At 69.5% G+C, this 12,989-nt stretch carries 14 protein-coding genes; 4 read left to right on the top strand and 10 right to left on the bottom strand.

The genetic code is table 11. The features are described from left to right. Positions 1-14: 14 nt before the first annotated feature. The 3 genes from argG to B0B14_RS11495 all read right to left on the bottom strand — a co-directional run bounded on the left by argG (position 15) and on the right by B0B14_RS11495 (position 3,246). Complete coding sequence (argG, locus tag B0B14_RS11505; protein WP_076681940.1) at positions 15-1,457, bottom strand: argininosuccinate synthase; 1,443 nt, start codon at positions 1,455-1,457, stop codon at positions 15-17. A 66-nt stretch (positions 1,458-1,523) separates the two neighbouring features. Further along, positions 1,524-2,561, bottom strand: coding sequence for a Pr6Pr family membrane protein (locus B0B14_RS16585; RefSeq protein WP_076681938.1), 1,038 nt, complete (start codon positions 2,559-2,561; stop codon positions 1,524-1,526). Further along, positions 2,554-3,246, bottom strand: a complete 693-nt coding sequence (locus tag B0B14_RS11495) for a Pr6Pr family membrane protein (RefSeq protein WP_076681936.1) — start codon at positions 3,244-3,246, stop codon at positions 2,554-2,556. Before B0B14_RS11495 ends, B0B14_RS16585 begins: the two co-directional genes overlap by 8 nt. A 130-nt stretch (positions 3,247-3,376) precedes the next feature. Here B0B14_RS11495 and B0B14_RS11490 point away from each other — a divergent pair, with 130 nt between their 5' ends. Together B0B14_RS11490 and B0B14_RS11485 are read left to right on the top strand one after the other, a co-directional pair. Then, positions 3,377-4,663, top strand: coding sequence for an adenylosuccinate synthase (locus B0B14_RS11490; RefSeq protein WP_076681934.1), 1,287 nt, complete (start codon positions 3,377-3,379; stop codon positions 4,661-4,663). Continuing rightward, complete coding sequence (locus B0B14_RS11485) at positions 4,664-5,839, top strand: lactonase family protein (RefSeq protein WP_076681932.1); 1,176 nt, start codon at positions 4,664-4,666, stop codon at positions 5,837-5,839. Positions 5,840-6,020: 181 nt separating this feature from the next. On the opposite strand, the gene B0B14_RS11480 is transcribed toward B0B14_RS11485, so the two are convergent. Next, positions 6,021-7,208: an AI-2E family transporter gene (locus B0B14_RS11480; protein WP_076681930.1), complete on the bottom strand. Its 1,188-nt coding sequence runs from the start codon at positions 7,206-7,208 to the stop codon at positions 6,021-6,023. Positions 7,209-7,290: 82 nt separating this feature from the next. Between B0B14_RS11480 and B0B14_RS11475 the strand changes: the two genes are divergently transcribed. Then, the gene (locus tag B0B14_RS11475) at positions 7,291-7,602 is read left to right on the top strand and encodes a chorismate mutase (RefSeq protein ID WP_076681928.1); all 312 of its coding nucleotides are present in this window, start codon (positions 7,291-7,293) and stop codon (positions 7,600-7,602) included. Between the two features lie 41 nt (positions 7,603-7,643). Next, complete coding sequence (locus B0B14_RS11470) at positions 7,644-8,723, top strand: ATP-binding protein (protein ID WP_076682695.1); 1,080 nt, start codon at positions 7,644-7,646, stop codon at positions 8,721-8,723. A 60-nt stretch (positions 8,724-8,783) separates the two neighbouring features. Here the strand turns inward: B0B14_RS11470 and B0B14_RS11465 are convergent, their stop codons facing one another. The 6 genes from B0B14_RS11465 to B0B14_RS16800 form a co-directional block, all read right to left on the bottom strand. Continuing rightward, on the bottom strand, positions 8,784-9,470 hold the full coding sequence (locus B0B14_RS11465; RefSeq protein ID WP_076681926.1) for a hypothetical protein: 687 nt from the start codon (positions 9,468-9,470) through the stop codon (positions 8,784-8,786). Beyond that, positions 9,467-10,381: an ABC transporter ATP-binding protein gene (locus tag B0B14_RS11460; RefSeq protein WP_076681925.1), complete on the bottom strand. Its 915-nt coding sequence runs from the start codon at positions 10,379-10,381 to the stop codon at positions 9,467-9,469. Before B0B14_RS11460 ends, B0B14_RS11465 begins: the two co-directional genes overlap by 4 nt. Then, positions 10,378-10,764: a GntR family transcriptional regulator gene (locus tag B0B14_RS11455; protein ID WP_076681923.1), complete on the bottom strand. Its 387-nt coding sequence runs from the start codon at positions 10,762-10,764 to the stop codon at positions 10,378-10,380. The genes B0B14_RS11460 and B0B14_RS11455 overlap by 4 nt, the downstream gene beginning before the upstream one ends. Before the next feature lie 150 nt (positions 10,765-10,914). Beyond that, the gene (locus B0B14_RS11450) at positions 10,915-11,832 is read right to left on the bottom strand and encodes a hypothetical protein (RefSeq protein WP_076681921.1); all 918 of its coding nucleotides are present in this window, start codon (positions 11,830-11,832) and stop codon (positions 10,915-10,917) included. A gap of 39 nt (positions 11,833-11,871) precedes the next feature. Continuing rightward, entirely contained in the window at positions 11,872-12,720 is an 849-nt protein-coding gene (locus B0B14_RS11445; RefSeq protein ID WP_076681919.1) for a hypothetical protein, read from the bottom strand. A 19-nt stretch (positions 12,721-12,739) separates the two neighbouring features. Further along, complete coding sequence (locus tag B0B14_RS16800) at positions 12,740-12,871, bottom strand: hypothetical protein (protein WP_256714370.1); 132 nt, start codon at positions 12,869-12,871, stop codon at positions 12,740-12,742. Between the last annotated feature and the right edge of the window lie 118 nt (positions 12,872-12,989).

Raw genomic sequence — 12,989 nt, 5'->3', positions numbered from 1 at the left:
ATGTGCAAGTTATATCAGTCGGCGCCGAAGTCGAACGACGCGGACTCGGATGCCTCGTCCACGGCGCCCGCGAGTCGCTCGCGCTCTGCGTCGTACGGCACCGCGTGCTCGGTGATCTCTTCCGCCCCGCCGGATTCGAGGGTGCCGAACAGCGCACCCGTCGGTCCGCCGATCAGACCCATCGCCGCGTACTGCTCGAGACGGGTGCGCGAGTCCGCGATGTCGAGATTGCGCATCGTCAGCTGGCCGATGCGGTCGGTCGGACCGAAGGCCGCGTCGCCGACGCGCTCCATCGAGAGCTTCTCCGGTCCGTACGACATCACGGGGGCCGTGGTGTCGAGGATCGTGTAGTCCTCGCCGCGGCGCAGGCGCAGCGTCACCGTTCCGGTGATCGTCGAGCCGACCCACTTCTGGATCGACTCGCGCAGCATGAGCGACTGCGGCTCGAGCCACCGTCCCTCGTACATGAGACGGCCGAGGCGGCGGCCCTGCTCGTGGTAGGTCGCGAGGGTGTCCTCGTTCAGGATGCTGTTCACCAGGCGCTCGTACGCGATGAACAGCAGCGCCATGCCCGGCGCCTCGTAGATGCCGCGCGACTTCGCCTCGATGATGCGGTTCTCGATCTGGTCGCTCATGCCGAGGCCGTGACGGCCGCCGACCCTGTTCGCCTCGAGCACGAGGGCGACGGGATCGGCGAACTCGACGCCGTTGATCGACACGGGCCGGCCCTGCACGAACGCGACCGTGACATCCTCGGTCTCGATCTCGACCGCCGGGTCCCAGAAGCGGACGCCCATGATCGGCTCGACGGTTTCGAGCGACACGTCGAGGTGCTCGAGCGTCTTGGCCTCGTGCGTCGCCCCCCAGATGTTCGCGTCGGTCGAGTAGGCCTTCTCGGCGGAGTCGCGGTACGGGAAGTCGTGGGCGACGAGCCATTCGCTCATCTCCTTGCGGCCGCCGAGCTGGGTCACGAAGTCGGCGTCGAGCCACGGCTTGTAGATGCGCAGCGACGGGTTGGTGAGCAGCCCGTAGCGGTAGAACCGCTCGATGTCGTTGCCCTTGTAGGTCGAGCCGTCGCCCCAGATGTCGACGCCGTCCTCCTTCATGGCGCGCACGAGAAGCGTGCCCGTGACGGCACGTCCGAGCGGCGTCGTGTTGAAGTACGTGCGTCCGCCCGAGCGGATGTGGAACGCGCCGCACGCGAGGGCGACGAAGCCCTCCTCGACGAGGGCGGTCTTGCAGTCGACCAGGCGCGAGATCTCGGCGCCGTACTCGAGCGCGCGCCCGGGGATCGCATCGATGTCGTCTTCGTCGGGCTGACCGAGGTCGGCGGTATAGGTGCACGGCACGGCGCCCGAGTCGCGCATCCACGCGACCGCGACGGAGGTGTCGAGACCTCCCGAGAAGGCGATGCCGACGCGCTCGCCGACGGGCAGGGAGGTCAACACATTCGACATGGGAGCCAGTCTAGTTGGGCGCGTTCCCGCGCGAATTCCGGGCCGCGGGCTGCGTTCTCGCGGCGGTCAGCCGTCGCTGCGATCCTCGGATGGCTCGGGGGTCTCCGTGTCGGGCTCGACGACTTCCGCCTCGACGGCGTCCGGTTCGACCATCTCCGCCTCGACGATCTCCGCCTCGACAGCGTCCGGCTCGACCATCTCCGCCTCGACGATCTCGACCCGGACGACGTCCGGTTCGACCATCTCCGCCTCGACGATCTCCGGTTCGACGACCACCGTCTCGGCGGCGGGCAAGGGAAGCGGGGCGGGGAGCACGGGGTCGGCGACAGCCGCCGCGACCGCGACCGACGGCAGAGCGACCCCGACCGCCTCGACTGCTCCGATCGGCTCGGCCCGCACGTCCTTCCGGCGTGCGCGCAGCCGTCCGATCCAGACCACGATGAGGGCGACGACAGCGGTTCCCACCGCGATGCCGCCGAGGGAGAGCAGGAGCGCGGGTCCGCTGTTGCGGTGGGGATCGAGGAACGGATACGGGTACCACCACGGATCGCCGGTCGTCGGATTCGTGATGAACGACGCCCGCACGAGCGTGTAGAGCACCCAGACGATCGGGAAGACGATGATGCCGACGACCGCCCCCCACGGGAGACGCCGGCGGCGGGGCCCGAGGAACAGGTCGAGCACGAAGAACGCCGGTCCGGCCAGGTGCAGGATCTCGTTCGACCACGGCACGACCGCACCGGGCTCGAGCTGGTAGCCGCGCAACAGGAGGTTGTAGACGACGCCGGTCACGATCATGTACGTCGTCACGCTCGCCAGCGCGAACGCGAGTGCACGGGGTTCGGATGCCGACCGCCGGCCGCGCGTCCAGAACCACACCACGGCCCACAGGAGCACGAGCACCGCGAGCAGGTTGGAGAGGATCGTGAAGAAGCTGAAGAAGTTCCCCACGATGGTCGGGACGTGGCGACCGTTCTGGACCGCACCGGTGAACGACTGGAAGGCCTGGGCGACGATCGCGGCCGCGATGGCGAGAGCCGCGATCAGCCGCAGCACCGTCCAGATCCGCGCCCCGGCGCCCGATCCGGTCGTCGGGTCAGGCATCGCTCCGCCGTGCCGCCCGGAAGCGACCGACCCAGATCACGAGCAGGCCGACTCCGATGATCGCCACGGCGATGCCCACGACGTAGCCGGCGACGCCGAGGAATCCGCCCGGCACCAGATGCGGATCCAGGAACGGATAGGGGTACCACCACGGGTTGCCGTTGGCGGGCGCGATGATGAGGTTCGCCCGCACGAGGGTGTAGACGACCCACACGATCGGGTAGATCACGATGATCCACACCGCACGCCACGGCAGCGCCCGCCGCTTCGGAGCGATGAACAGGTCGACCAGCAGGAACAGCGGGATCACGACGTGGAGGACCTCGTTCGACCAGAGCACGGTGACGCCCTGATCGAGCGCCACACCGCGCAGCAGGGTGTTGTAGACGATCCCCGTGATGACCATGTAGGTCGTCACGCATGCCAGGAGGATCGCGAACCAGCGCGGTTCCTCGGGCGACGAGCGATGACGCAGCATCCAGATCCCGCCGATGGCGAGGGTCACCGCCGCCGCCACGTTCGACTGGATCGTGAAGAAGCTCAGGAAGTTCGCGACGACCGTGGGGACGTGCCCGGCGTAGTCGGTGGTCGCCTCGAGCGCCCGCGACACGGTGCGGATGAGCTGTGCGACGATCGCGGCGACTCCCAGCGCCGCGGCAGCCAGTCGGACGTATGCGTAGACCATGGAGCCTCCTCGTGCGTTCACGCTAGCGGGCGATCTCGTCACCCGGGCGGATTCGCGCCGCACCGTGCGACGATCTCCGCCCCCGATAGGATGGGGTGTAACCCGTCCTCGAACGCCCCGGGGGGCTCTCATGCCAGGAATCGTCATCGTCGGAGTCCAGTGGGGAGACGAAGGAAAGGGCAAGGCCACCGATCTGCTCGGTGACCGCACCGACTGGGTCGTCAAGTTCAACGGCGGCAACAACGCCGGTCACACGGTCGTGATCGGCGATGAGAAGTACGCGCTGCACCTCCTGCCGTCCGGCATCCTCTCGCCCGGCGTGAATGCCGTCATCGGCAACGGCGTCGTGGTCGACCTCGAGGTGCTGTTCGCCGAGCTCGAAGCACTCAACGCGCGCGGCCTCGACACGTCGCGCCTGCGGGTCAGCGCGAACGCGCACATCATCACGCAGTACCACCGCACGCTCGACAAGGTCACCGAGCGGTTCCTCGGCAAGCGCATGATCGGCACGACCGGCCGCGGCATCGGCCCGGCGTACGCCGACAAGATCAACCGCGTCGGCATCCGCATCCAGGACCTCTTCGACGAGAACATCCTCCGCCAGAAGGTCGAGGGGGCGCTCGACCAGAAGAACCATCTGCTGCTGAAGATCTACAACCGTCGTGCGATCGCCGTCGACGAGATCGTCGACGACCTGCTGTCGTACGTCGACCGGATCCGTCCGCTCGTCGCCGACACCTCGCTGCAGCTCAACGAGGCTCTGGATGCCGGTGACGTCGTCGTGTTCGAGGGCGGACAGGCGACGATGCTCGACGTCGACCACGGCACCTACCCGTTCGTGACGTCGTCGTCCGCGACGGCGGGGGGCGCGGCGACCGGCTCGGGCGTCGGACCCAATCGCCTGGACCGCATCGTCGGCATCGTGAAGGCCTACACGACCCGCGTCGGATCGGGCCCGTTTCCCACCGAGCTGTTCGACGAGCAGGGGGAGTGGCTGCGCTCGCGCGGGTTCGAGTTCGGCACGACCACCGGCCGGCCCCGCCGCGTCGGCTGGTACGACGCTCCCATCACGCGGTACGCGACCCGCATCAACGGCATCACCGACCTCGTGCTGACCAAGCTCGACATCCTGACGGGGCTCGACGAGATCCCCGTGTGCGTGGCGTACGACGTCGACGGTGTGCGGTTCGACGAGGTTCCCGTCAACCAGTCCGACTTCCACCACGCCAAGCCGATCCTGGAGTACCTGCCCGGCTGGAAGGACGACATCTCGACCGCGCGCACGTTCGACGACCTTCCGATCGAGGCGCAGGACTACGTTCTCGCTCTCGAGGCCATGAGCGGCACCCGCATCTCGGTGATCGGCGTCGGCGCCGCGCGCGACGCCGTCATCGTGCGCCACGACCTCATCGACTGAATGCGGTTCCTCCTCGGCGGGTACACGGCCGACATGGGCGGCGCCGCCTCGGGCATCGGGGTGCTGCTCGCCGGGTCGGCCGATGACGCCCTCGCAGGCGGCTCCCTCGGCTTCACGGGCGATGCCGTGTCCACCGGGGGCTCGCCGTCGTGGGTCGCGCCGCATCCGTCTCTCGACGTCGTGTACGCGGCGCTCGAGGCATCCGGCGCCGTGCAGGCGTTCCGTCGCACGGGCGAGACGAGCTTCGCGGCGCTCGGCGCCCCGGTGCCGACGGGCGAGGCCACATGCCATGTCTCGGTCGCGCCCGACGGCGGCTCGCTGATCGCGTCGTGCTGGGGCGACGGCCGGGTCGTGCGCGTGTCGCTCGATCCCACCGGGCGTCCGTCCGCGCCCGTCGTCGCGGCGCCCGCGGTCGATCCGTACGGTCCGGATGCCGTCGCCCACGCCGAGTTCGCGGGCGACATCGATCTCGCCGCGGCGTCGCGTGCGCTGCGCGCCGCCGCGGGCGAGCAGTACGCGCATCTGCTGCCCGACCACGAGGCTCCCGCGCCTCCGCCCGAAGCCGTCGAGGGAGCGCGGCCGTCGCGGGCGCATCAGGCGCTCCACCTGCCCGGCGGCATCGTCGCGACGACCGATCTCGGCCTCGATCTGGTGCGGTTCTGGCGTCCGTCCGGAGGCGGGCTCCGGGCCACGCACCAGGTGTCTCTGCCGAAGGGCACCGGCCCCCGGCACATGCTGTGGCACCCGAGCGGACACCTCTACGTCGTGACGGAGCTCTCCTGCGAGCTGTTCGTGCTCGCGCCGGATGCCTCGGGCGCCTGGCGCATCGTGTCGGCGACGCGGCTCTCTCCCGCCACGACCCCGGGTGTCGACGTCGCGGCCGAGATCGCGGCCTCCCGCGACCACGCCGTCGTGTACGCCGGTGTGCGCGGCAGCAACACGATCGCGGCGCTGCGCGTGCGCGGCGACGGAGGAGAGCTCGAGTCGCTCGCCCTCGTGGAGTCGGGCGTGGACTGGCCGCGCCATCACAACGTCGAGCGCGACACGCTCCTCGTCGCCGGCCAGCGCTCGGACGAGGTCGCCTCCCTCGGGCTCGATCTGCGCACCGGCGTGCCCGGCCGGGTGCGGCACCGCGCGGCTGCGCCGTCGCCGACATGTCTCGTGCCGCTGCGCTGACGCCCGGCATCCGCGACTCGTGCACATCGACCCGACATCTGGGCCGAGGTGACCTTCCGCGACCGCAGCTCCTCAGTTCTCGCCGCGCCCCGGCGTGTCCGGCCCGCGACACGCCCGGTCCGCTCGATTCGTGAGGAGTTGCGGCGCGCGAGGGTGACCCGGCGGGAAGAGCCGGCACGAGCTAGGTCTTGGCGTCCTGCCTCGGGATGAAGACCTGCTTGATGATGAGCAGGATCGACGCCGTGACCGGGACGGCGACGAGCGCGCCCAGCAGCCCGAGCAGCGTGCCCCCGATCAGCGCGCCGATCACGACGAGCGAGCCGGGGATCGAGATTGCCTTGCTCATGACCCTCGGCGTGATCACGTACGCCTCGATCTGGATGTAGACGAGGTACGCGATCGCGAAGATGAGCGCCGCGATGGGGCTCGTGAACAGCGCCAGCACCGACGCGACGATCCAGTACAGCACCGGACCCACGAGCGGGATGATCGTGATCGCGAACGCCAGCACCGCCATCAGCAGCGGGAACGGCAGCTGCAGGAAGAAGTGCAGCAGGAATGCCACGATCGAGTTGAAGAACGCCAGCACGACCATGCCCATGAGGTAGCTGCCGACCGAGTCGGTGATCTCGTTGGTCATGGAGCGCACCTTCGGGCGGCTGCGGGCGGGGGCGAACTGCGTCAGCGCCTCCTTGATCGCGGGCAGCGACGCGATGAAGTAGAGCGTGAGCACGACGACGATCAGCCCGCCCGAGATCGCCGTCGCGATGCCGGCGCCCACCTGGAGAAGGCCCCCCGAGATCGCCGCGATGTTCGCCGGATTCGTGATCCAGGTCTGCAGGTCGGTGACCAGCGTGCCGAGTCCGTCGCCGAAGATGCTCTCGAGCCACGAGAAGAAGTCGGACTTCGTGAAGTTCGTGATCGTGGACGGGATGCTCGTGATGAACGCCGAGATCTGGCTGACCAGCGTCGGCACGACGAGCATCATGAGGCCCGCCAGCAGAACGCCGAACGTGAGGAAGACGATCGTGATCGCCCACGCGCGCTTCACGTTGCGGCGCATGAGCCACTTGATGATGGGATCGAGGCCGAGCGCGGCGAACATCGCGAAGGCGATGTAGATGATCACGGTGGAGATGTTCGCGATCGCAAGGCCCAGGAGAAGGGCCGCGAGACCGCCGAGCGTGAGCAGGAACCCGACGGCGAACGGACTGTCGAGGCGGGCCCAGAAGGGCTTGCCGCCATGATCGCTCGACGCGGTGGCCGCCGCCATGACGTCGGCGGCGTCGGCATCCGTCGTGTCGGCGGTCTGTGCGCGTACGGCCTCGGAGCCCGGCACGGGCTCGGAGGCGGGGGTCCCGTCCGTCATGGTCACACTCTAGAGCCGCGCACACTCGCGTGAGAGACACTGCGACCCCGGACGGCGACCGAGCCCGCGATAGGGTCGACGCGTGGACACCGCCGACAACACCGACGCAGAGGCGCTGCAGACGCTGAAGAGGCTCCGCGGGAGCATCGACAACATCGACGCCGCCCTCATCCATCTGCTCGCGGAGCGCTTCAAGGCGACGCAGCAGGTCGGCATCCTGAAGGCGGAGCACGGGATGCCCGCCTCCGACCCCGCCCGCGAGGAGCGTCAGCTGACCCGCCTGCGCGAGCTCGCCCTCGAGGCCGACCTCGACCCCGAGTTCGCCCAGAAGTGGTTCAACTTCGTCGTGGCCGAAGTCATCCGTCACCACACCGCGGCGGCCGACGGCCGCTGAGCTCTGGCGCCGGGGAGCCGATGAGCCCTAGCGTGGGCGTCATGGCCGACCTCCGCATCGGAACCCTGCTCGAGTCCGAGGAACACACGCCGGCGCATCTGCTGGCCAAGAGGCTCAACCGCCACACCTTCTGGTGCGGTCAGAGCGGATCGGGCAAGACCTACGCGCTGGGCGTGCTGCTGGAGCAGGTGCTGCTGCATACGAGGCTCCCCCTGGTCATCCTCGACCCCAACTCCGACTTCGTGAAGCTGTCCGACGTCCGCCAGGACGCGCCGGTCGATGCCGCAGATGCCCTCGGCTCCCGTGACATCCGCGTCTTCCGTCCCGGAGGAGACAACCCGCTGAAGATCCGGATGCTCGACATGCCGCTGCGATCGCAGGCGGCGGTCGTGCATCTCGATCCGATCCTGGACGCCGAGGAGTACAACGCGATGCTCTCCCTGGCGACCGAGTATCCGCGCATCAAGGACCATCACCTCGTGCCCCATCTGCGGGCGTCGGGGGCTGAGGTGATGCATCGGCTCGCGCTCCGACTCGAGAATCTCGGCGTGGCCGAGTGGGGTCTGTGGGCGTGGGGCGGCCGGTCGGTCACCGACGACATCGATGAGCGTCCCGACGCGACCGTCGTCGACCTGGGCGGGTTCGCCACGCAGGCCGAGTCGCGAGCGGCCGCTCTCGCGGTGCTCGACCATCTGTGGACGCACCGCGAAGAGCGCGTCGGTCGCCTCATCGTCATCGACGAAGCGCACAACCTCTGCTCCCCCGACCCGGTGAGCGCCGTCGATCAGCGACTGACGGAACTCATCGTGCAGATCGCCGCGGAAGGCCGAAAGTACGGGCTGTGGCTGCTGCTCTCGACGCAGCGGCCGTCGAAGGTGCACCCGAACGCGCTGTCGCAGTGCGACAACCTCGCCCTCATGCGCATGAGCTCGCCGCGCGATCTCGACGAGCTCGCCGAGATCTTCGGCTACGCACCGGGCGCGCTGCTGGAGCGCTCGCCGATGTTCGCGCAAGGACAGGCGCTGTTCGCCGGCGGCTTCATCGCCCAGCCCAGCCTCGTGCAGATGGGCGACCGCCTCACGCACGAGGGCGGCATCGACGTGCCCGTGCCGATCCGCTGACACCGTACGACGACGGATGCCCCGGACCCGTGCGGTCCGGGGCATCCGTCGTCGATGGATTCAGGGGATCGCGCGGCGCAGCGTCGCGAACGACACCGCGGCGAGCGCGGCGGCGAGCACGAGACCCCACAGCGTCAGGCCGAGCGCGCCCTGCACGAGGATCCACGTGATGACCTGCTCCCACACCTCGAGCCGCGTGATGAGGAAGATCGCGCCGACGAGGAGCGCGCCTATGCCCACGATGACGACGGTCAGCCAGAGCGTTCCGAAGCGCTTGAAGATCGTCGCCGCCCAGAAGCCCGTGATGAAGAACAGCATCGCGAGGACGAAGAACACCAGCAGAGCGCCCCACGGACCCGCGGCCCACAGCCAATCGAGGTGGAAGAACCAGCCGTTGACGCCCCATCCGCCGGTGGCGAGCTCGATCAGTCCGCCGATCACGAAGATGACGCTGAGCATCGCCGACGTCGCGGCCGCCGTCAGGAGCGTGCCGAGGAAGTACTCGCGCCGCGTGACGCTCATCGCCTGCGAGAACGGGAAGGTGCGGGTCAGAGCCTGGACGCCGACGGCGAGGAAGTACCAGAGCGGGGCGAACGAGCCGCCGCCGGCCTTCGGGCCGTCGAAGGGGATCATCGCGAAGATCGCGATGCTGAGCAGCCACGAGCCCGCGAGGACGATGAGCGGCACCCAGACGTAGGTCTGTCGGTTGACCAGCTGCATCCGGACGACGTTCAGCGTGCGGTTCATCGGAGTGCTCCTTCCGAGGTCATGTTCTCCGCCGCGGATCCGGCGGTGTGCTGGGTGGTGCGCACGATCAGCTGCTGCAGCGACACGGGAGCCGCATCCAGGCCCGCCGCCGTGAGGGCGGCCCGGTCGTCGGGCGTCAGGGCGCCGAGCACCGTGACCGACGAGACGCGGCCGAGGCTCTCGCGGTGGATGACCTCACGCCCGGCGACGAAGGCATCGACCGCGGCCGAGTCGCCGACGATCGTCGCAGCACGGTCGCGCACGGCATCCGTCTCCTCGTCCATGATGATGCGGCCGCGGTCGATGACGATGACACGCTCGAGGAGGTTCGAGACCTCGTCGATCAGGTGGCTCGAGAGGATCACGGTGCGCGGATGCTCGGAGTAGTCCTCGAGCAGCCGGTCGTAGAAGATCTGGCGGGCGACGGCGTCGAGTCCGAGGTAGGGCTCGTCGAAGAACGTGATCTCGGCGCGGGAGGCGAGGCCGATGATGACCCCGACGGCCGAGAGCTGTCCGCGGGAGAGCTTCTTGATGGCCTTCTTCAGGGGGAGCTGGAACTCCGCGACGAGACGGTCGGCGAACGCCTGGTCCCAGTGCGGGAAGAACAGCTGCGCCATCCGGAAGGCGTGCCGCGCCGTCGCATCGTCGGGGTACTTCTGCCCCTCGCGGACGAAGCACATCCGTCTGAGCACGCGAGCGTTCTCGTAGGGGTTCTCGCCGAAGACGCGCACCGTGCCGCTCGTGGCGAAGTTCTGCGCCGTGAGGATCGACATGACGGTGGTCTTGCCGGCGCCGTTTCGACCCAGGAGGCCGTAGATGGTGTCCTTCTCGATCGAGAAGCTCACATCGTCGGCGGCGAGGGTCTCGCGGTAGCGCTTGGTGAGGTTCTTCACCTCGATGACGGCGGTCATCGGCTGGTTCCTTCCGTGTCGGTGGATGCGGCCGCGCGGTCGCGGATGAGAGCGGCGAGATCGTCGGGACCCAGTCCCAGCGTCCGCGCCTCGGCGAGGAGCGGATCGATGTAGCGGTCGGCGAAGGCATCGCGGCGTTCCCCGAGCAGGCGGGCGCGCGCGCCTTCGGCGACGAACATCCCGATGCCGCGCCGCTTGTACAGCACGCCCTTCTCGGTGAGCATCGCGATTCCCTTCGCGGCCGTGGCGGGATTGATGCGGTGGAATGCGGCGAGCTCGTTCGTCGACGGCGCCTGGCTCTCTTCGGCCAGGGATCCGTCGACGATCGCCCCCTCCACGCTCTCCGCGATCTGGAGGAAGATCGGCTTGCCGTCTTCGATCACATCGTCCCCACTCAGTTGGTTAGTTACTTGACCAACTAACCATGCAACGAAGACAGCGATCTGTCAACCCTCGAGTGGGACGTGCGTCAGGAGCACGCGAACCGAGGATCGGCTCGCGGCGAGGCCTGCTGATGCTGAGGTGCGGTCAGGTCAGCGCGTGGTGCCGGGCGGCGTCTCGGGCAGCGGCTTGTGCTCACGCGAGGGCACGGGCCACTGCGCGGGTCGCTGAACAGGGAGCGGCTCGGGCGCGGGCGTCGCGGCGGGAGCGGCGGGCGGCGCGGCGGACGCGGATGCCTCCGGCGCGGCATCCGCGTCGGAGCCCGTCGTGATCTGGAGTGCGACCTGCTCCTCCAGGACGACGATCGCCTCATCGGAGAGGGAGATGAGACCGTCGAGCTCCTGGCGCACGCGGCGGTAGGCGAGCTGGCGCTCCGCCGGAGTCGCGGCCTGGTCGATCGCGATGGTCAGAAGCTGCTTGGCGGTGTCGAGGCGCTTGCGCTCGACCTCGCTGAACGTCGTGTCCTTGATGCGGCGGGCGTCGCGCTCGGCGAGGTCGAACGCCACCTCGTAGTCGGTCACGGCGGAGCGGTACTCGGAGAACTGCTCGTGCGTGAGCTTGGCCTTGGGCGATGCGGGGCGCAGTCCGTCGGCCACCCTCTTGGCCCGCAGATACGCGGCGGTGAGCGGCTGCCGGCCATCGCTCATGGCCGGGAAGGCGATCATCTTGGCGACGTCGAGCTCGTACTCGAGCCAGCGCTTGGTCACCGCGTCGTGCTCGGCGAACAGCCGCGACAGCTGGTCGGCCTGCGTGTCGCCCGTGGCCGTCGGCCGGGGGCTCGCTCCGGCGGCGACGGCGGCATCGATCGCCTGTGTGACCGGCGACGCCTGGCCGCTGCGGGCGGCGATCTGCGCCGTCTTCACCTGCGCCTTCGCCTTGATCACCTCGAGGCGGCGCTGGTGCCGACGCTTGGCACCGCGCTCCCAGGCATTGCCGACGCCCGCCAGCACACCGAAGAGGGGGAAGGCGAGCCACCAGTATTGCCCGATGAAATCGAACAGAGGCTCCACCCTGTCATGCTAACCGTCCGGGCGGCTCCTGGCTTGCGGTCAGGTCGGAGGAGGCGTCGCGCGCGTGCGCCCGGGCACGGGCCACACGGGCCGGGTGTCGGAGACCGGGGCGGACGGATGCCTGGCTCCCTCGCTCTCCGCGCGGGCCCGCTCCGCTGCGTCTCTCGTCTCGCGCGCGGCCGCCTCGGCGGCATCCCGCGCCTGCACGTGCCGGGCACGGGCCTCTTCGGCGCGCCGCTCTCGGGCAGCGACCTCGCGACGGGCGTCTTCTTCGCGGGCGAGCTGCCAGGCCGCCTGCTCCGCGGCGACGAAGGCCGCGTCGAGGGCGGACACGGCGTCGCGGTAGGCCAGGAACTGCTCCGCCGTGATGCGGGCCTCGGGTCCTGCGGGGCGCAGATCGACCGCGATGCGCTGCTGTCGCACGAACACCGCCGTCGGGGGGTGGCGCACATCGCTCATCGCGGGGAAGGCGATGAGCTTGGCGGCATCCGTCTCGTACGTGAGCCAGCGCGCCGTCACAGAGTCGTGGGCGGCGAGAACCTGCGCGAGCGGCAGCGTCGAGGCATGCCCGCGGGAGGCGAGCCGGGCGATGTCGATGCTCGCACGGCGCGCCTCGGCCGCGGCGACCGCGGCGCGCACGGCGCGGCGGGCGTTCGTGTAGCGCGCGTGCGCCGCGAGCACGTCGCGGAAGGTGGCTCGCCCGCCGAAGCGGTCGGCGCGGGCCGTCAGCAGCTCGGCCTTGGCCGCCTTCGCGGCGGTGCGTGCCGCCAGCACGGCCTGCTGTGCCCGCTGGTGCTCGAGCTTGGCGAGCGCGACTCCCAGATTGCGCGCTGTGGCGGGGCGTGACGGACGACCGCGGTCCGCCGGGTCACCCGTCCACGCCGTCATGACACAGGGAGGGGGTCGGTCACCCGAAGATCAGGGCGAACACGGTGGCGCCGCCGCCGACCAGGATGAGGGAGACGATCACGACCCACGCGATGATCTTGGTGCGCCTGGTGCGTGCGTCTGCGAAACCCGCGTAGTCGTCGTCGCTCATGCCCTCAAGTGTACGTCGGAGCACCGCGTGCAGCGGATGCGGCATCCGCTGCAGGTTCCTGCCAGCGCTTCGTCGCGCGACGGCGCACTCGCAGGAATCCGCCGCGGCCGCGCGGCGA

The sequence above is a fragment of the Microbacterium sp. RU33B genome (assembly GCF_900155915.1).
In the GTDB taxonomy this organism is placed as follows: domain Bacteria; phylum Actinomycetota; class Actinomycetes; order Actinomycetales; family Microbacteriaceae; genus Microbacterium.
Note: the sequence above shows the minus strand (reverse complement) of the source record. Positions and strands in the feature narration are given on the sequence as shown.

What these genes read in the sequence shown, in the direction of transcription:
- argG (WP_076681940.1), bottom strand. Translation starts at nt 1,457, where the DNA reads ATGTCGAATGTGTTGACCTCCCTGCCCGTCGGCGAGCGCGTCGGCATC.
- B0B14_RS16585 (WP_076681938.1), bottom strand. Translation starts at nt 2,561, where the DNA reads ATGCCTGACCCGACGACCGGATCGGGCGCCGGGGCGCGGATCTGGACG.
- B0B14_RS11495 (WP_076681936.1), bottom strand. Translation starts at nt 3,246, where the DNA reads ATGGTCTACGCATACGTCCGACTGGCTGCCGCGGCGCTGGGAGTCGCC.
- B0B14_RS11490 (WP_076681934.1), top strand. Translation starts at nt 3,377, where the DNA reads ATGCCAGGAATCGTCATCGTCGGAGTCCAGTGGGGAGACGAAGGAAAG.
- B0B14_RS11485 (WP_076681932.1), top strand. Translation starts at nt 4,664, where the DNA reads ATGCGGTTCCTCCTCGGCGGGTACACGGCCGACATGGGCGGCGCCGCC.
- B0B14_RS11480 (WP_076681930.1), bottom strand. Translation starts at nt 7,208, where the DNA reads ATGACGGACGGGACCCCCGCCTCCGAGCCCGTGCCGGGCTCCGAGGCC.
- B0B14_RS11470 (WP_076682695.1), top strand. Translation starts at nt 7,644, where the DNA reads ATGGCCGACCTCCGCATCGGAACCCTGCTCGAGTCCGAGGAACACACG.
- B0B14_RS11465 (WP_076681926.1), bottom strand. Translation starts at nt 9,470, where the DNA reads ATGAACCGCACGCTGAACGTCGTCCGGATGCAGCTGGTCAACCGACAG.
- B0B14_RS11460 (WP_076681925.1), bottom strand. Translation starts at nt 10,381, where the DNA reads ATGACCGCCGTCATCGAGGTGAAGAACCTCACCAAGCGCTACCGCGAG.
- B0B14_RS11445 (WP_076681919.1), bottom strand. Translation starts at nt 12,720, where the DNA reads ATGACGGCGTGGACGGGTGACCCGGCGGACCGCGGTCGTCCGTCACGC.
- B0B14_RS16800 (WP_256714370.1), bottom strand. Translation starts at nt 12,871, where the DNA reads ATGAGCGACGACGACTACGCGGGTTTCGCAGACGCACGCACCAGGCGC.